This is a genomic window from Pseudomonas fluorescens (genome assembly GCF_900636825.1).
GTDB lineage: Bacteria > Pseudomonadota > Gammaproteobacteria > Pseudomonadales > Pseudomonadaceae > Aquipseudomonas > Aquipseudomonas fluorescens_BG.
In genome coordinates this window covers 3,877,466-3,898,040 of sequence record NZ_LR134318.1, presented here as the reverse complement: position 1 = coordinate 3,898,040, position 20,575 = coordinate 3,877,466, and the positions used below count along the sequence as shown (strand labels likewise).

The following is a 20,575-nucleotide window of genomic DNA, read 5'->3' as shown; positions in this document are numbered from 1 at the left end:
CCTGAGCAAATTTCTTCTTCCGGCCAGTGGCCTCCTGATCTTCTGGAATATTGGCTATTTGTCGAACCGGTGCGCAGGACTAACGTAGTCACACATTCACTTGCTACCCGGAGCCACCATGCAACCTCGTGCCGATTTCTACACTGCTTCCCCTGATGCGTTGAAAGCGATGATGGCCCTCGAAACAGCGGTGTCCAAACTGCCGCTGGAAAAAACCCTGATCGAACTGGTCAAGCTGCGCGCTTCGCAAATCAATGGCTGCGCGTTCTGCATCGACATGCACACCGCCGACGCCATCAAGGGTGGCGAAACCCCACGTCGTCTGTTCGCAGTAACGGCCTGGCGGGAAGCGCCATTCTTCAGCGACCGCGAACGCGCTGCGTTGTTGTGGACTGAATCGTTGACTCAACTGAGCCTGACCCACGCGCCAGACGAAGACTACGACGTGGTTGCGGCGCAGTTCTCGCCCAAGGAAATGGTTGATCTGAGCGTGGCGATCAGCACCATCAACAGCTGGAATCGTCTGGCCGTAGGCTTCCGCAAAATCCCACAAGCCTAAACCGCAACACCGTGCTCCCGTAGGAGCTGCCGCAGGCTGCGATCTTTTGGTCTTGAAATAAATTAAAGATCGCAGCCTGCGGCAGCTCCTACAGGTGCGCGATCAGACAGTGGCATCAATGCCCGTCCGCACTTGGCGCCGCCGGTGGTTGCACTTTGCGCATCAGCGGCACCATCGCCGTGGCGATGACGAAGCATGCGCCAATCAGCAAAAACGTATCGCCGTAAGTCTGCGTTTGCGCCTCGCGGTAAGTCAGCAGCCACAACTGTCGCAGGCTCGCCGTGACGCCTGCATCGCCACTCTGACCCAGCGTCGCAAGGTTGCCGCCGACTTGTGACAGCCATTGATTCATCGCCTCATTGCTGCTGTTCAAGTGCTCGGCCAACCGCGTGAAATGCAGGTTGGTGCGGTCATTGAGAATGGTCGCGCACGCGGCAATGCCAATCGCGCCACCGAGATTGCGCATCAAGTTGAACAGCCCCGACGCATGCTTCAGGCGGGCGGGCGCCAGCCCACCCAGGGTCAGCGTCACCGCGGGTGGCACCGCCAGTTGCTGGGCGATGCCGCGCAAGGCTTGCGGCAACATCAATTGTCCCGCGCCCCAATCATGGGTGATCGGGCTGAATTCCCACATCGACAGCGCAAACAAGCCCAGGCCGAACATCATGATCCAGCGCAAATCCACGCGGTTTGCCAGAAAGGCATACAGCGGAATCGCCATGATCTGGAACACCCCCGTGGAGAAAACCGCCAGACCAATGTCCAGCGCGCTGTAGCCGCGCACCCGGCCGAGGAACAGCGGCGTCAGGTAAATCGTTGCGAACAGACCGATGCCAGTGACAAACGAAAAGAAGCAGCCGAGCGCGAAGTTGCGATCCTTGAGCGCGCGCAGATCGACGATCGGATTGCCCACATGCAACGTGCGACCGATGAACGCCAGGCCGGCCAAGCCACTGATCCACGCGGTGGTGAGGATGGTTTGATCGCTGAACCAATTCCAGCGTGGACCTTCTTCGAGCGTGTATTCCAGGCAGCCGAGAAACAGCGCCAGGAACACCATGCTCAGATAATCGGCACCTTTGAGCAGCGACAGTTCCGGTTGGTCGATCTTGACCAGCATCGGCACGGCCACCGCGACAAAAATCCCCGGCACCAGATTGATGTAGAACAACCAGTGCCAAGAGGAAATGTCCGTGATCCAACCGCCGATCACTGGGCCCATCGTCGGTGCCAGCGAGGCGACGGCGCCGATGGTGGCGGCGGCAATCACCCGTTGTTTGCCGGTGAAGAAAAAAAACGCGGTGGTGAACACCAGCGGAATCATCGAGCCACCGAGAAAGCCTTGCAGCGCGCGGAATGCGATCATGCTCTGGATGTTCCAGGCCATGCCGCAGAGCAAACTGGCGAAGGTGAAACCGACCGCCGAAGCGCAGAACAGCCAGCGTGTGGAAAACACTCGCGACAGCCATCCGGACAGCGGAATCACGATGATTTCGGCGATCAGGTAACTGGTCTGCACCCAGGCCGTTTCGTCGGTGCCGGCGGACAGTCCGCCGCCAATGTCGCGCAACGACGCCGAGACGATCTGGATGTCCAGCAGGGCGATGAACATGCCCATGCACATCGTGGCAAAGGCGAACACTTTGGTCGCGGTCGCCATGTCCGCTGCGTTGAACGGTTGCGCAGGCGCGGCGCGGGTAGCGCTCATGGCGCAGCAGCCACGGCGGCGGCCTCAGGCTCGGCGCGGGTGTCGACTTCAGCCGTCACCGACAGTCCCGGACGCAAATGGCCGAGCACGCCGTCGGCCGGGTCAAGAAGGACGCGCACCGGCACGCGCTGGACGATTTTGGTGAAATTGCCGGTGGCGTTTTCCGGCGGCAACACGCTGAACTGCGAACCGGTCGCAGGGGCGAGGCTGTCGAGGCGTCCGTGGAATTCCTGCCCGGACAGCACATCGGCGCGGATGCTGACGCGCTGGCCGGGCTTCATCCGCGCCAATTGGTCTTCCTTGAAATTGGCGTCGACCCACAAACCGCTGGCCGGCACCACCGACAATTGCTGCGAGCCGGCCTGCGCGTAAGCGCCAACCCGCGCGCGGCGATTGCCAATCACGCCGTCGACCGGTGCGCGCAGTTCGGTGTAGTCGAGGTTCAGTTGTGCCAGGTCACGCTCGGCGCGGGCTTGTTGCAGGGCGGCGCGGGCCTGTTGTTTTTGCGTTTCGATGACCGCCAGTTGGCGTTGCGCGGCAAGCAGTTCGGCCTGGGCGCGGGCACTGAGAGCGTGTGCGGTTTTGAAGGTGGCGTCGGCGCGCTGCGCACTTTCCACTGACACGGCGTTGGTGCTCACCAAACGTTTGTAGCGCAGGTTGTCATCGCGCGAACGCGCGGTTTCCGCAGCGGCGGCATCGATGCCGGCGCGGGCCTGGCCGATCACCGCGTGTTGCAATTGTTCGGTGGCGTCGAGGTTGGCCAGCAGCGCTTGCTCGGCAGCCACAGCGCCTTCGGCCTTGGCCAGATTGGCCCGGTAATCGCGGGCGTCGAGCCGGATCAACACGTCGCCGGCCTTCACGTGCTGGTTGTCGCTGACCAGCACTTCATCAATGTAACCGGAGACCTTGGGCCCAATCACCGTGACGTCGCCGCCGATATAGGCATCGTCGGTTTCTTCCAAAAAGCGCCCGGCACCCCACCAATGCACGGCGTACAGCCCAGCGAAAACCAGCGCGATCAACCCGGTGGCGGGGATGAGCAGGCGTTTGAGCAGTGACGGTTTGCGCTGGGTCACGACCGTGAGATCGGGTTCGGGGATGGGCATGCTGGTCATCGCGTATACCTGCGGGGAAGGGCTGGTTATTACGCGTGTAATATGACGCTAGTAATATTTCGTGGCAATTGGTTTTTTTGGTTAATCGTCAGATTGCGGGTTAGACGGGGATGTGGAGGCGCCAAAGTCGTTGTGTGACTGGTGTTTCTTTGCCGAAGATCAAAAGATCGTCCGATCGCGGCCCGAGCCTGCGGCAGCTCCTACATTGGAATGCGTTCCCTGTAGGAGCTGCCGCAGGCTCCGATCTTTTGCTTCAGACTTTCAATACTTTCCCGCCGATGGCCACGGCCACTAACAGCAACGCCATCAAGCCAAAGGCAAAACTCAAACTGCTGGCATGCGCGACAAAGCCGATCACCGCCGGCCCCGCCAGAATCCCCGCATAACCCAGCGTGGTAATCGCCGGCACCGCAATGCTTTCCGGCATCACCGTCTGCTTGCCCACCGCCGTGTACAGCACCGGCACAATGTTCGAGCAGCCAGCGCCAACCAGCGCATAGCCGACCAGCGCCGCTTGCCAGCTCGGCGCGAACGTAGCGAGAAACAGCCCGGCCGCCGCCAACAGACCGCCAAACAAAATGATTCGCGTCGCACCGACCATCCGCACGATGCGGTCGCCCATCAAACGTCCGGCGGTCATGGTCAGGGCAAACGCCGCGTAACCCAACCCTGCGTACGCCGTGTCGATACCTCGCTCCTGCGCCAGGAACACTGCACTCCAGTCCAGCGCCGCGCCCTCGGTGAGAAATACGATGAAGCACATCCCGCCGATAAACAGCACGATGCCGTGGGGGATGGCGAATGCCGGGCCCGAGCTTTCACTGCCGTAAGGCAACATGTGCGGCACGCATTTGAACAGCGCCGCGATTAGCACCACGACCACCACCAGCATCGCGGCCAGCGGCGTCAATCCGAGGCCGAGCAGGGCGCTGACGCCCGCCGCGCCGACAATCCCGCCGAGGCTGAACAAGCCGTGAAAGCCCGACATCATGTTCTTGCCGCTGGCGCGTTCGACGATCACCGCTTGCAGGTTCACCGTCGAGTCCACCGTGCCGAGCCCGGCACCGAACATGAACAGCGTGGCGATCAGCGCTGGTATCGATGACACCGTTGCCAGCAAAGGCAATGCCGCGCAGATCAGCAGCGTGCCGCCCGTGGCAACGCGCCGGCAACCGAACCGCGTGGCCAGAATCCCCGCCAGCGGCATCGCCAGAATCGAACCGACCCCGAGACACAACAGCAACAGGCCCAACGTACCTTCATCCAACCCGGCGCGCGCCTTGGCATATGGCACCAACGGCGCCCACGCGGCAATGCCGAGCCCGGCGATGAAAAAAGCGATGCGCGTGGACATCTGCTGCAGGCGTCCGGGGACGAAGGTGGCTTGGGCGTTGAGGCTGGTCATATCGATCCTTGGCAAAAACTTCGCGTCCCCGAAGGACATTGATTCGGCGTTGAGGTTCGATCGCCAGTCATTCGAGGAAGTACTGGCGACATCCTACCTTCTCCTGTAGGAGCTGCGGCACGCTGCGATCTTTTGATCTGTGTTTTCAGGATCAGAGTCAAAAGATCGCAGCGTGCCGCAGCTCCTACAGTGGATTGCGGTTTACAGTGGTTTTTTTCGGTTGCAAAGATTATGAGTGATGACGCAGTTATATGACGCGCGGGGCAATGTTTATGGTGTGGTTCGGCCGCAAGCCTTGCGCGAGGCGGGCATTGATTTGCCTGCCAGCGCTGCCGAATTTGCGTCCTCCCGCCAGTCTTGGAGCGAGGCGGCCATCAAGCTCTGCTGCGACTGGCCTGATGGCCAGCGTCCACCGAACAGCAAATCCCACCGCAGCGACGGCCTGCTGATCGGCCCGTTCCAGACCTCGCCACCGTTCGATGTGCTGATCGTCAACACCGACGGCTCCCTTGCCGAGCGCAGTGGCAACGGCCTGACGAGTTTCTCTCCGTGACGCTGCTCGCTGACGCGGCAGCTTTGCCGGGCAACGAACAAATGCGCGAATCACCACCGTGCGAAGGCCTGACAGAAATCGCCTACGCCATGCCGTCGGGCGCCGGAGAACCTGCCCGACGGGCGTCAATCTACAATGGGCGGTACTTCAGTCAGCGCAGCGCGTCGTTGCGCGAGTCTTTGAACGTGGCGAAGGGCCGACGGCTTCATCCGGCACCAGCGCCAGTGCGGTGGCCTGTGCGGCGTGGCGAGCGGGTTGGGTCGTGGCGGGTGAGGTGCAAGTGCTCATGCCCGGCGGCACGGCGCCGATTTTGCTGGAGACGGATGACGGAGAACTGGTGCGGGTCAGGCTGTTTGGCACGGCGCAATTGATCGGCTGAATTCAACCCCGCCATCGCTGGCAAGCCAGGCTCCCACAGGGTTTTGTGCGAACACAAATAGCATGTTCGAACACCGAACCTGTGGGAGCGAGCCTGCTCGCGAAAGCGGTATGTCTGAGGCGATGATGGCGGATGTGCCAACCTCTTCGCGAGCAGGCTCGCTCCCACATTGGATTTACGGTGCGCCTCTCAGGTCAGTGCTGAACTCCACCACTGGCATCGTCCGCTTCATCAACACCTTGCCGCCGCGAATCGAATACAACGGCAGGCCCTGACTGCGGATCACTTCGTAATCGCTGTCCGCGGACAGGATCAGCAGATTCGCCGGGCGCCCCTGTTCCAAACCATAACGCTCACCCAGGTGCATGGCTTTGGCGCTGTTGTCGGTGACCAGATCCAGCGCACTTTGCAGGTTGCGATAACCGAGCATGTGGCAGATGTGCAAGCCGGCTTCGAGCACGCGCAGAATGTTGCCGTTGCCCAGCGGATACCACGGATCGACGATGGAATCCTGGCCGAAACACACGTTCATCCCGGCTTCGAGCAACTCGTTCACGCGGGTCACGCCGCGGCGTTTCGGGAAGTTGTCGAAGCGGCCCTGCAGGTGGATGCTTTCGGTCGGGCAGGACACAAAACTGATCCCGGAATGCCCGAGCAAACGGAACAGCTTCGCGCAGTAGGCGTTGTCGTAGGAGCCCATCGCCGTGGTGTGGCTGGCGGTAACGCGAGCACCCATGTCGCGGCTGCGCGCTTCTTCGGCGAGCACTTCGAGAAAGCGCGAATGCGGGTCGTCGGTTTCGTCGCAATGCACGTCGACCAGGCAACCGGTGCGCTCGGCCAGGTCCATCAGAAATTTCACCGAACTGACGCCTTGATCGCGTGTGTACTCGAAGTGCGGAATGCCGCCGACCACATCGGCGCCCATGCGGATCGCTTCTTCCATCAGCTCGCGACCATTGCGGAACGACTCGATGCCTTCCTGCGGGAACGCGACGATTTGCAGATCGATCAGGTGACGTGTTTCCTCGCGCACTTCGAGCATCGCTTTGAGCGCGGTGAGTTGCGGGTCGGTGACGTCGACGTGGGTGCGCACGTGTTGAATGCCGTGGGCCGCCAGGGTTTGAATGGTCTTTTTGGCGCGGGTCTTGGTGTCTTCTTCGGTAATGGTGACCTTGCGTTCGCCCCAGCATTCGATGCCTTCGAACAACGTGCCGCTCATGTTCCAGCGCGGCTCGCCGGCGGTGAGGGTGGCGTCGAGGTGAATGTGCGGCTCGACGAAGGGCGGCACGACCAGATTGCCGCCAGCGTCGAGGTCATTCGGGCCGAGCGTCGGCGCTTCGGTCTGACGGGCGATGCTGTGGATCAGGCCGTCTTCCAGGTGCAGTTCGTGCAGGCCTTCCTGGTTGCGCAGGCGGGCGTTGATGATGTGCATCAGGCGAATCCTTTTATAGATCTTGTAGTGGTGCGCTGACGCGACGGGCGCCGAGCAGACCGGTGACGATGACATACGTTAGCGCGGCAGCGGCGATCCCTACCAGCGGCGCGACCCATGGCGAACTGAACGCGGCAAGGGTGCCGACGCCGTAGGCCCCGAGTCCCGGCCAGTTGAAGGCGGGCAACCGTGCGTCGGCCAGACGCGGGTAATGCCCACGCCAGCGATAGAAGAAGTCGGCCATGATCACTCCGCCGATCGGCGGGATCACCGTGCCGAGCAGAATCAGATAAGGCACCAGCATGTCGTACATGCCCAACAGAGCGAGCAGGGTGCCGATCACCGCGCCGCCCAGGGTCACGGTTTTGCGTCGGCCGGTGCGCAGCAGGTTGCAGCCGGCGACGGCGAAGTTGTAAATGGTGTTGTCCTGAGTGCTCCAGATGTTCAGCAACAACATCGCCATCGCGGCCATGGCGAAACCCTGCAACAGCAGCACTTCCACGACGTCTGGCTGCTGATAGACGATCGCGCCGTACGCACCGATCAAGACCATCAAGCCGTTGCCGATGAAAAAGCCGATCAGGCTGGCGAACACGGCGACGCGCGCCGAGCGCGAAAATCGCGTCCAGTTGGTGGCCTGGGTCGCGCCGCTGACGAAGGTGCCGAAGACCAGCGTGATTGCGGTCGACCAGTCCAGCGAACCGCTCGGTACGACGCTGAGCAAGCCCTCGAAACCGCCGACTTTCAAAGTCGCGACCCACATCGACAGCATCAGCAGCAACAGCATCGCCGGCACCGCGACGTAGGACAGAATTTCCAGCCCGCGATAGCCGATATACGCGGTAGCGCAAAAGCCCAGGCCGAACAGCACCATCAGCCCCAGCACCGTGGCTTCGTCGAGATTGAAATACTTGCCGATCACCACCGCCGCCGTCGCGGTGCCCCACGCGTACCAGCCAATTTGGGTGAAGCCGAGAATCAGGTCGCTGAGTTTGCTGCCGACTTCGCCGAAACAGAAACGGCCCATCAGCACCGAGTTGAGCCCGCTCTTGAAGGCAATGTAGCCCAGCCCCGCCGCGTACAAACCGAGCAGCAGATTGCCGACAATGATCACCGCCATCATCTCGGCGAAACCGAACGCGACACCGAGCTTGCCGCCGGCAAACATGGTCGCGGTGAAAAACGTGAAGCCGAGTAACACCATCGCCGTTGAGGCCAGGCCTTTGCGCGCGTGCATGGGAACTTCGCTGAGCGGGTAATCGTTGCCGGGAGCGGTCTGCGTCATGGGGACATTCCTTGGAGGAAAGAGGAGGCGCGGGATTGGTTGCAGTGGTCGTGCCAATTGCCGCAGAACGCGGCGGACCGATAAATGCGTCGGTCGTCCCGGCGCGAAAACGGTGCATCCGAGCAACTCAAGCTCAATAGCGGGGCGAGTGTTTTGATAAGCCGACAATTTTATGTGCGCTGTTGTTGATGCTGGATATATCAACGACTGTGCTGGTGATGAAGCGTCAGCGATTTGATGTGTTTATATTTCCGTAATCGTTTGTTGTGAAAGTTTGCTCTTGTACGTTTTCTTGTTGAAGTAGTCTTCGCCGGTGTTGAACTACATCTGGCAAATATGAATTCAGCTCGCTGGTTCAAGTTTGCTTGCCGAATTTTATTGCTGATAAGGAAATCGGGTTTTGTCTGAAAAATTGACGAAGTACAACGAAGGTCTGGAATTTGAAGCCTTGGCCAGTGTTGCTGAGTTTGAAAGTGCATTGGCAAAGTACAAGGGCACCAAACTCTACGAAACTGTACTCGAATATCGTGAACTCGCCGCGTTGCAGAACACCTCCAGCGATATGTTCGTGGTCATCAGTCTGCTCAAGGACGCGCTGAACGTATTGACCGGAAATAATCACGCTGGGGAATCAGCCGACCTGATCAACACAGTTGAAGACTATCATCGCCGATTACAGAACACGCTCATGATCGTCAGCAAAGATGTGCCCAATCATATGCACTTCGTCTGGGTGGGCGGTGCGGCGTTCGGCGCCAATCAACGCGACTATTTCAATATATGGAAAGCCCAGGCGCCCAAGGACTTCACGTTCAACATCTGGTATGACCCCGAGGCATTGATGGCTTTCGATGTCAGCCGCACGATCATTCAGGCGGCAAAGGCGGACGCCATGGTATCGGCGGGTGACAAGGTGCTGTCGCAGCGCCAACTTCGTGATGCCTACGAATCGCGCCTGTTCGCCTTGCGTCGTGAGGTGACTCGATTTACCGAGGAGGCCCAACGACGCGGCTTCAGCCCGGATGAAGCGCGCATCGAATTTCTGGTCGAAGCGTTCGGCCAGGATCGGCCGCAACTACAGGCCGCCAGAGCGCGTTATCTGCAGAGCCATCTGGACATGGTCGCCGAGCAGGTCCAACTGAGAAATGCCCGAGAGGCATTTCAATCGCACTTTCTCTGGTCCGCCTACGACCGTGAGATTTCTTTGAGAGGCAACTTTGCCGCAGCGTCCGATATTGTCCGGCTGCAGGTTGAAAGTCTGGAGGGCGGCGTCTACAGCGACCTGGACTATTTGCCTCCGCTCGCAAAGGAAATGGCAGGTGTCGATGTGGCAGGTTTGGGCAAGAACGCGCGCGTTGGCGTATTGCAGTTATTGCTTAACCACAATGAAACATTGATGCCGGGGCGCAGCGCCAGTCGATATCAGGATTATTTGAAATATATTCCGAAAGAGCACTACGTGGCGCTGGAAAACTTCGCCAAATCCAAGCCGTCTTTCAGTCAGATATTTGCGCCGGTCGTCGCACAAGCTACGCCACTGGACATAGTGGGTCTGGGCTCACCCTTTGATGATAATGGCAGCGCACCTTCGTTGATGAACGCGTTTATCGCTGCGCATCCGCACGCTGGCATGACAACCACAACGATGGAAATCATCCGTTATTACTACGATGTCATCGAGGCGGTGGAAAAGGAGCTGAATCAAAAAGGCATTGCGTGGAGTGATGACCGGAACATCGAGATCATTCAACGAAAGTTACGAGAAACCCGGTCACCTTTTGCCGGCAGTGAATCGCTCAAACAGATCTGGCGTAACTATGAAACAAAGATCGTCACTGCCATTTTCACTTATCACCACGATGGTGTCGTGCCGGGTGCGCAAGGCACGATTGCGCTGACCGGGCCGGGAGCCCTGACGGCGGGATCGGAGCTGTTTACCGCGCTGCAATACACCGAGCGCGGGGTGGCGGAAGCTAAAAACCGGCAATACCTCAGGTCGGGCTACAACGCGGCCACCGAGGAAGATGCGATCAGCGGATGGACGGAGCGCGATGATGCGGACGGCAAATGGGTGCAGGACGAAATGCAAGCCTGGCGCGATGGCAAGTTCAAGGCACGTTATGCCGGCAACCTGGCAGAGTTGCTCAAGCCTGCAAACACCCTGACGTTCAAGCGCGGCTGGCCCGTGGTCGCGGGCAAGCCGGTGCTGGTGACCGCCATCCTGCAACGGCTGATTGACGACTTGGGCGAGCCGTTCGTTCGCGCCATGACCGACAAGCTCAGCGGCGAGGTGGTGTTCGACAGGAGCGCCGAACTGACTTACCAGGAGCGCCGACAGGTCGACAATCAAACCGTTACCGATCTTCCGGATTCTGTCGGCGCTCAGCGCGCGGGCAACCTCAACGAGTTGTTGGTTCATCTGGCCCGCAACACGTTGCCCATCGAACAATTGAGCCCGTTGCAGCGGACCGTACTCGGTGGGCTGTTCGGTGCTGAAAGTGTGGACAGCGTTGGGTTCGCCAAGGCATGGGATGCGGCACGAAAACTCGCCAGGGACACTGACGAGGGCGGCGTGTTCGGCCGTTTTGCTGCGATTGAAGACCTCCTTCATCAGCGGCAAATGCCGGTCTCCAATACCGCTGTGGCCGAAACAATCACCACACCCGGTCACAGTAGCCGTGAGCTCAAGGCACTGGCATTGACCGAGCTGATGACGCTGAGTCAGTGGCGGCAGCGCGTTGCGCAAGTTCATCGCACCGCACAATGGGAATATCGCACGCGAATACTCAACCGCGCCGGTGGCGTGCGTGAGCAGTTTTTCAGGGCTGGCGCGATCTCCGCGCGGCAGATTCCCCAGGCATTGCTGCAAACGCCGGGCGATCCCGGACGACGCTGCTATCCGCTGGCACTGCTGATGGCGGCAGCGATGACGCGCGGCGAAAGTGCCGAGCGTGCATTGATCGGGCGCGTCGCCAATGCCAGCCTGGCGCCGCAGGAACCCGAATCACGAGCGTTGCTTCTGGCGTTGGACGAGTTGCGCGGTGTACCCATGGCCAGCATTGGCAAGCCGCTGGGCGCGCAGACGCTACCGATGATCATGCAAACGCTGCTGGCGAGTACGGCTTCCAGCGTCTTGCTGCTGGATACCGGTAACCATGCGCTGTTGGTGGCCAAGATCGTGACCGGTGCTACAACAACCTTCCGCTTCTTCGAGCCGAACGTTGCGGCGTACGGTTTTGCCGAGCAACCTTCGTTGCAACACGCCATCGAGGGTTACCTGAATGGCGACGACGGTGAGTTGGCGAAGGTGTATGGCCTGGCGGAGGCCAGCAATTCGAAATTCAACGTTCTCCAACTGAACACGGCAGCCATCGCGGATCAGGTGCTGCCTTCGAGCGTGAAGGTCAGCAAGCTGTTGGAGAACACACCGATCACTGGGGCGGAGTCGATCACGGTGTGGGAGAAGCAATCCGCGCTGCGCACCCGCTTGCTGTCGGAAAACTCCCGTATGGGCGACAGCCTGACACTTTTGGAGGCTCGTCATCTGGCGCAGGAATTCGAGCTCGCAACCCGGCAACTGCGCAGCGAATATTCATTGGGCGGCGAATATTTGCCACTGTTGAACACCGTCAAAGCCACCGCTGACGATCAGTACAGCCTGACCGTCGTGGACGCGCTCCGCCCCGACACGACCGTTACCGTCAAAACCACTGATGCGCGATTCCTTAAAATCAGGCGACGCATCCAGCGTGCCGTTGAGGCCGTCGTTGGCAAACACGGTGCGCCTGGCGAGAGTGATGGCGGCAGCCGCCTGAGTTTCGCATTTGCCATCCAAACGCTGGTGACGGAAATGCGCAGCCGCGAATACCAAGCCGCCGATGATCCGGTCCCGGCGCTGTCCGTCGCCCTGCAGGTTCAGGTCTATGTGAGTTACGCGCAGTTGAGCTACGGCGTGGTGACGGACGCGGTGCAGGTGATCAATCTGGTACGCCAGGTGGCTGCCAGCGAACGGGCACTGGTCAAGCAACAGGCGTCGTTGTCCGGACGCGTTGTCGGACGCGTGGCCGCGCCGGTCGGGATTGGTTTTTCACTGGTCAATATCGGATTCGATATCCATGGCCTGACGGTGGCAACCAATCAGGAGCAGCGCTCGCGTCTTGCTACGCAGCTGGTTTTCAACGTAGCAGCACTGGCACTCGATATCACCGCGCTCGCGGTAGGCGGAACGGTCGGTGCGGCAGCCTCGATTCTGTCTGTGCCGCTACTCGGCGTGGGCATCGGTGTCACGGCGATCGCCAGCAATCTGGGGGCTATCAGCGACAAGGCCCGTGCGGTGGGACGGCATTTGTTGATGATTCATACGGCTTACGGGCCCGATGGCTGCCAAATCAAAGACGGGGCGTTGACGTTCGCTGGCGAAGCGATCATTACCCACCTTGATCTGAAGGCGCGTCGGGTGCGGTTCGATAGCCAGAAGTTCTTCCCGACGCAGTTCGCCACCGTTGGCTTGCCGAGCTACAACACCAACCCCGCCGACCTGCATCACGCCGTCAATATTCGCCAGGCGTTGTCCAGAGAGGACACGCTCGAGTTCGGTAAAGCTGACATCCAGGTCGTCGTATTGCCGTGCACGCCGCTTTGTTATTACGGTTATGAATATCAGCTGGGGAGCTCCGGATTTGCGCCGGACGACGACCTTCTGCAACGCTTGAGCGAGAGCTGGGGCATTTACGAACCTCTGCCGCCAGGAGAAACGGACGGCAGCTTGCGCACGTCTTATCCGAACATTCTGGATGTCTGGAAAGAGCAACTCGAGTTTTCCCATGGCGAACAACGCTTGCAGTTGTTTTCCACCGCGCCGTTTCCGCACATCCTTTACAAGCTGCTCCCCGTCAACAAGCCCACCACGATTACGGTGCAGCTGGATGCACATGCGCGGTATCTGCTGATTCCGGAACTACCGAAAGAGTGGCATCACTTGTTGAGCTACGACATCAGTGCCGATAGCGGGTTGTCTCAGCTGACGCTTACGCCCGGTGTCAGCTCTGTGCGATTGCGTCAGTCGTTGCCGGTCGGCAGCGAATCTCTTGAAGGGTGGAAAGACACTGTCAGCTGGTTGATCCGGGCGCCTTGGGTCAGCGATCAAAAAGTCGAATTTGATCGCGACGACCTGATCGTTGATGGAATCCGGGTGATCGGCTTCACCGGGTTGATTCAGCTCAAGGACGGCGAGTTATTCCAGTTCAACCGAGAAAAAAATGCCTGGCTGCTGCTGTCCATCACCATGGATAAAAGTCCGCCGTCCGGTTCGTTGATGGCAGACAGGGCGCCCATGCTTGAACGTCTGCGCTCATTAGCCGAAACCAAGCGGACCGCCAGTGGATTTGTACCCATCTACAACTTCGCCATACCTTTCGAATTGGCTGCGACGGTCCAATACGGCACCGGTTATTACGTGGTCGCTGAGCAGCGGATCCTGTATGTCCGCGATCTTCCCGAGTCGTTGGCGCAAGGTGCGGTCCTGGCGGCTGTTTCCGGTGACAAGGCATGGTTCTACCATCCTGATGCCGCAACGGTATGGCGAGTCGACGCGACCACGGGGCAGGTCAGGCATGCCTATCGCTTGATGAGCCCGCGCAGGGGGGCAAAGATCGTTGCGGCTGAGCTGACCGCGCACGGTCAATTGCGCGTGGTGCAGGAAAAGACCAGCGGTGAACAGACCCGATTCACGCTGGAGTATCTGATTGCTGAAGATACGGTGACGTTCGTCCATTGCAACGCGTTCGAGACTGTCTGGCGTGATGACATGCTGGATATCGATTATTGGAAAGAACCGCTGCAGCGTTTCAGATTGCCGGACACCAAACTGGATGAAATCAACCTTGCGAACGTCCCCATGAGCCACTGGACGTCTGCGGATTTCGTAGGTCTTCGTGGCCATCATCAGGACAGCGTGGCGATTTCGGGGTGGACGCGTTTGAGTGACTACAGGTTCTACTTCAATGACGATCCCGGACAGGACGAACCGGTGCAAAGGATCCTGTTGGCCTGCGGTCAGTCAGATGCCGAAGCGGTGATGGTTTACGACGTGGCGAACACGTCGCTCGTTCGCGGGTTCACCTCGCCCCAGCAAGGTGAATACCGGCCGGATGAAATTCTCGGGAACGAAATCGCCGACGTCAGCTTGGCTCAAGGTCGGTACATCGTGACCAAGGCCGATGGACAAATGTTCGAATTGGCCAAGGACGGTGCGCTGGCGTTCATCGGCGTGGGCAAGCGCTGGCTCGACCGACATCCTGACTGGCTCGGTGCATTGCCCGCACTGGTCGCGGAGCGGGGGCGAGCACCGTTTCCTGTGATCGGATTGGCTGACTGCAGGCAAAACGCTTCGCTTGCAGCGTGGAGTTGTGACAACCGCTTGCTCGTAAGCCAACTGGGGCTTGGCGAAGAGTTGCAACTGCTGGGCATGACACCGGATGGCCAGGCCGCGTGGTTGTTCAACGTCGATGCCGGGCAGCTCTATCGCCAGCCGTTGATGACGGCGGAATCTGCCCGTGGTGCATTCGCTGGCGGAGCAAGACTGGTGAACCCGCAGTCTCTGCCGGTGGCACAAAGGGTCTGGTCAGAGTGGTCGTTTGCCAAGGTGGAAATCAGCGGCCAGGGGTTGCTGGGCCAGACGCGCGACGGCGTCAATCTGCAAATGGTGGATCAGCAGCCAGCCAGGATTGTCGGTGTCGAGAATCACTGGGCGCGGGCTGAACAGTCAGGCATCGCCCTGAAAGAACGGTTGCAAAATCTGCTGTCGGCGCAGGTTTATGCGCCTGTGCTCACCATCGAAAATCAGGGCGACAGCTACACCTACTATGTGCCGGAACAGGACCATCTGTTTTCGGTCAATGTGCGACAAGACGGCCAGTGGGCCGTATTGCTCGGCGTGCAGCACCCGAAAGAGTCGTTATTGTTCGATCCCGTGGACGGCCTGGTGTTGAATCGTGGCTCGAAAAACGCGATCTGGCTCACGGACAGTCATGCCCAGCGTGAAGGCGATGTGCTCACGCTGGAGAGCCAGTCCGAAGTCACTGACTTGATGCCGTTGATGGTCGATGGAGTCGACAAATTGATCCTCGCGTTCGGACGGTTGACGCAGCGTTGCCGCGTTTCGAACGAGGTCTGGCAACGACTGGATTGTCTGGTCATCGATCGTCGCCATTCGGTTGAGCAGACCCTATCGATCGAACACACGCTGGTGCTGGAGATGGCTGGCCTTGATCGGTTGATGTTGTCCGAGGCCGGCGCAAATCTGTTGCTGATTGATCCGGACAGTGCGCACACCCTGATTGTGCTGAATCCGGACCCCGAGGATGCGGGAGGCTCCGTGCCGCTCTACCTGGCCTTCAGCCTTGCGGGACGTGATTACACATTCAGTATCGAACAGTTGCGAGACGGGCTAGGGGCGCAGAAGCAAAGCAGCATTGATTTGAAGACGGTGATCAACCTGCTCAGCGGCTGAAACGGCTGAACGCGTAGTCGATACAAGAAAGGCTCGTGAGCATTGTCTGCTCACGAGCCTTTTTGTTTATTCGCCGCGGTAGATGCAGCCGCTGGTGCAGGTCTCATGGATGCGGATCGCGCTCAATTCCGGCAGCAATGGCTTCATTTCATTCCAGATGAATTTGGCCAGCACTTCGCTGGTGGGATTTTCCAGGCCTGGAATGTCGTTGAGGTAGTTGTGATCCAGACGCTCGTACAACGGCTTGAAGATCGCCTTGATTTCCGAGAAGTCACGGATCCAGCCAGTGTGCGGATCGAGGTCGCCGCTCAGGTGAATCGCCACTTTGAACGAGTGACCGTGCAGACGTCCGCACTTGTGGCCGTCCGGGACGTGCGGCAGGCGGTGGGCGGATTCGAAAGTAAACTCTTTGAAGATTTCCACGGTATTTTCGGCTCTGTTCAGATGGCGTTCGCCGCAGCGATTCGGGCAGGCGGCGAGTTTATCAGCTTGTGTTTCGACGTGCTGACTAAAGGGTCAGCAACCGGTCGGCGAGGCGACCGTTGGCCGTTAGTTCGAGGAATTCGTCGCCCAGGCGCCGGCTCTCGTCCATCGCCTGATGCCAGTATTTCTGCCGGCCCGGCGCATCGCCCATGAAGCGTTTGAAATCATTGCGGTCGGGCAGTTTGCCGTAGGGCAGACGCGCCAGGTATTCCCTGGATGGCGCGATCAGCACGACGTCCTGCAAGCGCTCGACCGAAGCGCGACGCCACGGCAACGTCTTGTCGAACCAGCCGGGAATCACCCGATCGGTGAAGTGCGGATAGAGGACGATGCCGTCGCCGCTGTAGGGCAGGTCGAGGTGATAATCGAGCAGGCCGCCGTCACGAAAAGTCCCGGCGCCCGCACCGGGCAAATCACGCACGCCTTCCATGATCAGCGGAATCGACCCCGAAGCGAGCAACGCCTGACGCAAGTTGCCGGTATTGAGGGCGACGAAACGCGACGGGAAGTCGGTCAACGCATCAAGCGGCGGCGCCAGACGCGGATCGTGGATGATCAGCCGTTCGAAGTGCCGTGACAGCCGTGCGCGACCGCGCAGGTTATCGGCGATCACCGAGCCCAGCGCCAGACCGAGGCGCCCGCGATGGTCGTCGGCCAAGCGGCCCTGGCTTTTCACCACCATGATGTTCAAACGGTAATGGGCGTTGTCGAGGATGCTGGCGTCGCGGCCGTCGAGCAGGTCATTGAGCATGCGCTGCGAGCTCTGGCTGATCTCGGCCATGGTCACGCCTTTGTTGAAATTCTGCTCGGCATACAGCTCACCGAGGCGGCGAATGCCTTCGGCGGCGTCCGGCAGACAGGCGCTGGCGAAGCGCCAGGAACCCACCGACGCGCCAATCAGCGAGCGTTCGCGCGGCGCACTCGGCAGCCATTCGCCGAACAACGCCAGATCCAGCCCCTGAATCCCCAGCGCTTTCGGTCCACCGGCCGCGCCGGGCAGGGTGCCAACGTCAGCGGCGTTCAGGCCCTGCGCGCGGATCCGCGCCATGGCGCGGGGGCCAGCCTTCAGGGTGAGGGCGGGGAACTTGATGTGGATGGCGGTCATACCGGTCTCGATCGTTAGCAAGCAAACAATTATAAGCACATGTTGCGAAATCCTGTAGGAGCTGCCGCAGGCTGCGATCTTTTGATTTTGTTTTGAAAAGACAAGATCAAAAGATCGTAGCCTGCGGCAGCTCCTACACGGGGCATGTGTTGAGCTGGGGCACAATGATGGCCATTCAGTTTCAATTAAGTTGATCCCGCTAAGGTGCCCACCGTAAGCAACATATAAGAATTCGGAGACACCCATGAATACCCTGACTGCCCTGACCACTGCCTCGATCATCGGCTTGACCGTCAATAGCGCTCAAGCGCGGGATCTGGGACCTGACGAAGCGCTTCGTTTGCGCGACGCTGGTACTATCGTCTCCTTCGAGAAGCTCAACGCCATCGCACTTGAAAAACACCCTGGATCGGAAATCACCGAAACCGAGCTGGAGGAAGAGTACGGCAAGTTCATTTATCAGATCGAACTGCGCGACCCGAAAGGGCTGAAGTGGGATCTGGAATTGAACGCCGTCGATGGTGAAGTGCTCAGGGATCATCAGGATACGTAATGAAGCTTAATATGCGCGCCACTCGCCTGACGACGCTGGCGCTGGTGGTTTTTTGCACCACTGCCATGGCCCGCGACCTCGACCAGGACGAGGCGCTGACCCTGCGCCGCGAGGGCGTGATCCTGCCGCTGGAGCAAGTGCTGCAGCAGGCCATGGATCGCTACCCCGGGGCGAAATTGCTCGAAGTCGAGCTGGAAGAAAAACACGACATCTACATTTATGAAGTCGAGCTGCTGACCGCCGAAGGTGTTGCCCGTGAGCTGCACTTGAAGGCCGATACCGGCGAACTGGTGAAAGACAAGGAAGATTGATCGATGCGTTTGCTCTTGGTAGAAGACCACGTACCGCTGGCCGACGAATTGCTCGCCAGCCTGCAACGGCAGGGATACGCGGTCGATTGGCTGGCGGACGGTCGCGATGCGCTGTATCAGGGCAGCAGCGAGCCCTATGACCTGATCATTCTGGATCTTGGCCTGCCGGGCGTGCCGGGGCTCGAGGTGTTGGCGCAATGGCGCGCCGGCGGTCTGGCGATTCCCGTGCTGATTCTCACCGCGCGTGATTCCTGGGCTGAGCGCATCGAGGGCCTCAAGGCCGGTGCCGATGATTACCTGACCAAACCGTTTCACCCCGAAGAGTTGCAGCTGCGCATTCAATCGTTGTTGCGCCGCTCCAAGGGCCAGGCCAATCAACCGACCTTGCAGGCTGCCGGTCTGCATCTGGACGAGGGCCGGCAGTGCGTGGTGCGCGATGGCGCCGACATTCAACTGACAGCGGCCGAATTCCGTCTGCTGCGCTATTTCATGCTGCACCCCGAGCAGATCCTTTCCAAAAGCCACCTCGCCGAGCATCTTTACGACGGTGAAACCGAGCGCGATTCCAACGTGCTCGAAGTGCACGTCAATCATCTGCGGCGCAAACTCGGCAAAAGCGTGATCGAAACCCGTCGCGGTCAGGGTTACCTGTTCGGCGGACAGACTTCGTGAGGTCGATCCAGCGCCGCTTGAGCCTGGGGTTGATCAGCGTCATGGTGATCGTCGGCGTGGTGCTGGCGCAAACCAGTCTGTGGTTATTCGAAGTCGGTTTGCAGCGTTATCTCGAAGCGGGCCTGCGCAACGACAGTGAAAGTCTGCTGGTGGCGCTGGTGCGCGGCCCAAACGGTCTGCAACTGGATGAGCGGCATTTGTCGCCAGCCTATCAGCGGCCGTTTTCCGGGCATTATTTCCGCATCGATTTTGCCGACAGCCACTGGCGTTCGCGCTCGCTGTGGGATCAGGAAATACCCTTGCTCTCTCATCCCGGCCTGCACAGCAATCTGCAGTTGGGCCCGGACGGCCAGCAGTTGCTGGTGCTGCGCTCTGACTACCGGCGCCTTGGCCAATCGATCTCGATCAGCGTGGCGCAGGATTACACGCCGGTCAGCGACAGCTTTCAACGCATGCGCCAGATCGGCCTCGGCGTTGGCCTGGCGGCGTTGTTGCTGATTTTGCTCCTGCAGCGTTTGACCGTGCGCCGCGCGCTCAAACCGCTGGAGCGCGCGCGTGAGCAGATCGCGCAGCTGCAACAGGGCCAGCGCTCGCAACTGGATGATCAGGTGCCGGTTGAACTCGAGCCGCTGGTGGCGCAGATCAACCATTTGCTCGCGCACACCGAAGACAGCCTCAAGCGCTCACGCAATGCCCTCGGCAACCTTGGTCATGCGCTGAAGACGCCGTTGGCGGTGCTGTTGAGCGTGGCGTCGAGCGAGAAGCTCGATGCCCATCCCGAACTGCGCAAGATCCTTACCGAACAACTGGAGCAGGTGCAGCAGCGGCTCAATCGCGAACTCAACCGTGCGCGACTGTCCGGCGACGCGCTGCCCGGTGCGCTGTTCGATTGCGATGCGGAGTTGCCGGGGCTGCTGGCGACGCTGAACATGATCCATGGCGAGCATCTGGCGCTGAGTTATGTCGCGCCAGCGGGTCTGCAATTGCCGTGGGATCGTGAGGACTTGCTGGAATTGCTCGGCAATCTGCTCGACAACGCCTGTAAATGGGCCGACGCCGAGGTGCGCTTGAGCGTGATCGAGACGGCTCTAGGGTTTGCCTTGAGTGTTGAAGATGACGGGCCGGGGATTCCCGAAGATCAGCGGGCTCAGGTGTTCAGCCGCGGCACACGGCTGGATGAACAGACCCATGGGCATGGCCTGGGGCTGGGGATCGTGCGCGACATCGTCGACACCTGGGGCGGGACATTGTCGTTGCACGAGAGTGAGTGGGGCGGCCTGAAAGTCCTGATCGAACTGCCTAAACGCTGATCCCGGTCTTGCGCAAACCCTGTAGGAGCTGCCGCAGGCTGCGATCTTTTGATCTTGATCTTGAAACGAAATCAAAAGATCGCAGCCTCGTTTCACTCGTCAGCTCCTACAGGCCTTGCGCAAACCTTGTAGGAGCTGCCGCAGGCTGCGATCTTTTGATCTTGATCTTGAAACGAAATCAAAAGATCGCAGCCT

The 20,575-nt window shown here is 59.8% G+C and carries 13 protein-coding genes and 1 pseudogene; 7 read left to right on the top strand and 7 right to left on the bottom strand.

Annotation, left to right across the window (positions count from 1 at the left end):
- The first annotated feature begins 118 nt into the window (after positions 1-118).
- Positions 119-559, top strand: coding sequence for a carboxymuconolactone decarboxylase family protein (locus tag EL257_RS17560; RefSeq protein WP_126364753.1), 441 nt, complete (start codon positions 119-121; stop codon positions 557-559).
- 115 nt (positions 560-674) lie between these two features.
- Here the strand turns inward: EL257_RS17560 and EL257_RS17555 are convergent, their stop codons facing one another.
- The 3 genes from EL257_RS17555 to EL257_RS17545 all read right to left on the bottom strand — a co-directional run bounded on the left by EL257_RS17555 (position 675) and on the right by EL257_RS17545 (position 4,787).
- Complete coding sequence (locus EL257_RS17555) at positions 675-2,267, bottom strand: DHA2 family efflux MFS transporter permease subunit (protein WP_126364751.1); 1,593 nt, start codon at positions 2,265-2,267, stop codon at positions 675-677.
- A complete protein-coding gene (locus EL257_RS17550; protein WP_126364749.1) occupies positions 2,264-3,382 on the bottom strand; it encodes an HlyD family secretion protein in 1,119 nt (372 codons plus the stop codon). Before EL257_RS17550 ends, EL257_RS17555 begins: the two co-directional genes overlap by 4 nt.
- 253 nt (positions 3,383-3,635) lie before the next feature.
- On the bottom strand, positions 3,636-4,787 hold the full coding sequence (locus EL257_RS17545; RefSeq protein ID WP_126364747.1) for an MFS transporter: 1,152 nt from the start codon (positions 4,785-4,787) through the stop codon (positions 3,636-3,638).
- A 238-nt stretch (positions 4,788-5,025) separates the two neighbouring features.
- Between EL257_RS17545 and EL257_RS17540 the strand changes: the two are divergent.
- Positions 5,026-5,719, top strand: a pseudogene (locus EL257_RS17540) (hypothetical protein).
- A 175-nt stretch (positions 5,720-5,894) separates the two neighbouring features.
- On the opposite strand, the gene codA reads toward EL257_RS17540, so the two are convergent.
- Positions 5,895-7,151, bottom strand: a complete 1,257-nt coding sequence (codA, locus tag EL257_RS17535) for a cytosine deaminase (RefSeq protein ID WP_126364745.1) — start codon at positions 7,149-7,151, stop codon at positions 5,895-5,897.
- A 13-nt stretch (positions 7,152-7,164) separates the two neighbouring features.
- Positions 7,165-8,436 carry a cytosine permease gene (codB, locus tag EL257_RS17530; RefSeq protein ID WP_126364743.1) on the bottom strand — a complete coding sequence of 424 codons (1,272 nt, stop codon included), beginning with the start codon at positions 8,434-8,436 and terminating at the stop codon, positions 7,165-7,167.
- A gap of 400 nt (positions 8,437-8,836) precedes the next feature.
- Between codB and EL257_RS17525 the strand changes: the two genes are divergently transcribed.
- A complete protein-coding gene (locus EL257_RS17525) occupies positions 8,837-15,946 on the top strand; it encodes a TcdA/TcdB pore-forming domain-containing protein (RefSeq protein ID WP_126364742.1) in 7,110 nt (2,369 codons plus the stop codon).
- Positions 15,947-16,012: 66 nt separating this feature from the next.
- Here the strand turns inward: EL257_RS17525 and queD are convergent, their stop codons facing one another.
- Both queD and EL257_RS17515 read right to left on the bottom strand, forming a co-directional pair.
- Positions 16,013-16,369 carry a 6-carboxytetrahydropterin synthase QueD gene (gene queD / locus EL257_RS17520; RefSeq protein ID WP_003223505.1) on the bottom strand — a complete coding sequence of 119 codons (357 nt, stop codon included), beginning with the start codon at positions 16,367-16,369 and terminating at the stop codon, positions 16,013-16,015.
- 85 nt (positions 16,370-16,454) lie between these two features.
- Complete coding sequence (locus EL257_RS17515) at positions 16,455-17,534, bottom strand: patatin-like phospholipase family protein (protein WP_126364740.1); 1,080 nt, start codon at positions 17,532-17,534, stop codon at positions 16,455-16,457.
- Between the two features lie 244 nt (positions 17,535-17,778).
- Between EL257_RS17515 and EL257_RS17510 the strand changes: the two genes are divergently transcribed.
- The 4 genes from EL257_RS17510 to EL257_RS17495 are packed head-to-tail and all read left to right on the top strand — an operon-like array spanning position 17,779 to position 20,380.
- Positions 17,779-18,087, top strand: a complete 309-nt coding sequence (locus tag EL257_RS17510; RefSeq protein ID WP_126364738.1) for a PepSY domain-containing protein — start codon at positions 17,779-17,781, stop codon at positions 18,085-18,087.
- Entirely contained in the window at positions 18,087-18,398 is a 312-nt protein-coding gene (locus EL257_RS17505) for a PepSY domain-containing protein (RefSeq protein WP_126364736.1), read from the top strand. Before EL257_RS17510 ends, EL257_RS17505 begins: the two co-directional genes overlap by 1 nt.
- A gap of 3 nt (positions 18,399-18,401) precedes the next feature.
- The gene (locus EL257_RS17500; RefSeq protein WP_126364734.1) at positions 18,402-19,070 is read left to right on the top strand and encodes a response regulator transcription factor; all 669 of its coding nucleotides are present in this window, start codon (positions 18,402-18,404) and stop codon (positions 19,068-19,070) included.
- Positions 19,067-20,380, top strand: coding sequence for a sensor histidine kinase (locus EL257_RS17495; RefSeq protein WP_126364732.1), 1,314 nt, complete (start codon positions 19,067-19,069; stop codon positions 20,378-20,380). The genes EL257_RS17500 and EL257_RS17495 overlap by 4 nt, the downstream gene beginning before the upstream one ends.
- The last annotated feature ends 195 nt before the right edge of the window (positions 20,381-20,575 follow it).

What these genes read in the sequence shown, in the direction of transcription:
- EL257_RS17560 (WP_126364753.1), top strand. Translation starts at nt 119, where the DNA reads ATGCAACCTCGTGCCGATTTCTACACTGCTTCCCCTGATGCGTTGAAA.
- EL257_RS17555 (WP_126364751.1), bottom strand. Translation starts at nt 2,267, where the DNA reads ATGAGCGCTACCCGCGCCGCGCCTGCGCAACCGTTCAACGCAGCGGAC.
- EL257_RS17550 (WP_126364749.1), bottom strand. Translation starts at nt 3,382, where the DNA reads ATGACCAGCATGCCCATCCCCGAACCCGATCTCACGGTCGTGACCCAG.
- EL257_RS17545 (WP_126364747.1), bottom strand. Translation starts at nt 4,787, where the DNA reads ATGACCAGCCTCAACGCCCAAGCCACCTTCGTCCCCGGACGCCTGCAG.
- codA (WP_126364745.1), bottom strand. Translation starts at nt 7,151, where the DNA reads ATGCACATCATCAACGCCCGCCTGCGCAACCAGGAAGGCCTGCACGAA.
- codB (WP_126364743.1), bottom strand. Translation starts at nt 8,436, where the DNA reads ATGACGCAGACCGCTCCCGGCAACGATTACCCGCTCAGCGAAGTTCCC.
- EL257_RS17515 (WP_126364740.1), bottom strand. Translation starts at nt 17,534, where the DNA reads ATGACCGCCATCCACATCAAGTTCCCCGCCCTCACCCTGAAGGCTGGC.
- EL257_RS17510 (WP_126364738.1), top strand. Translation starts at nt 17,779, where the DNA reads ATGAATACCCTGACTGCCCTGACCACTGCCTCGATCATCGGCTTGACC.
- EL257_RS17505 (WP_126364736.1), top strand. Translation starts at nt 18,087, where the DNA reads ATGAAGCTTAATATGCGCGCCACTCGCCTGACGACGCTGGCGCTGGTG.
- EL257_RS17500 (WP_126364734.1), top strand. Translation starts at nt 18,402, where the DNA reads ATGCGTTTGCTCTTGGTAGAAGACCACGTACCGCTGGCCGACGAATTG.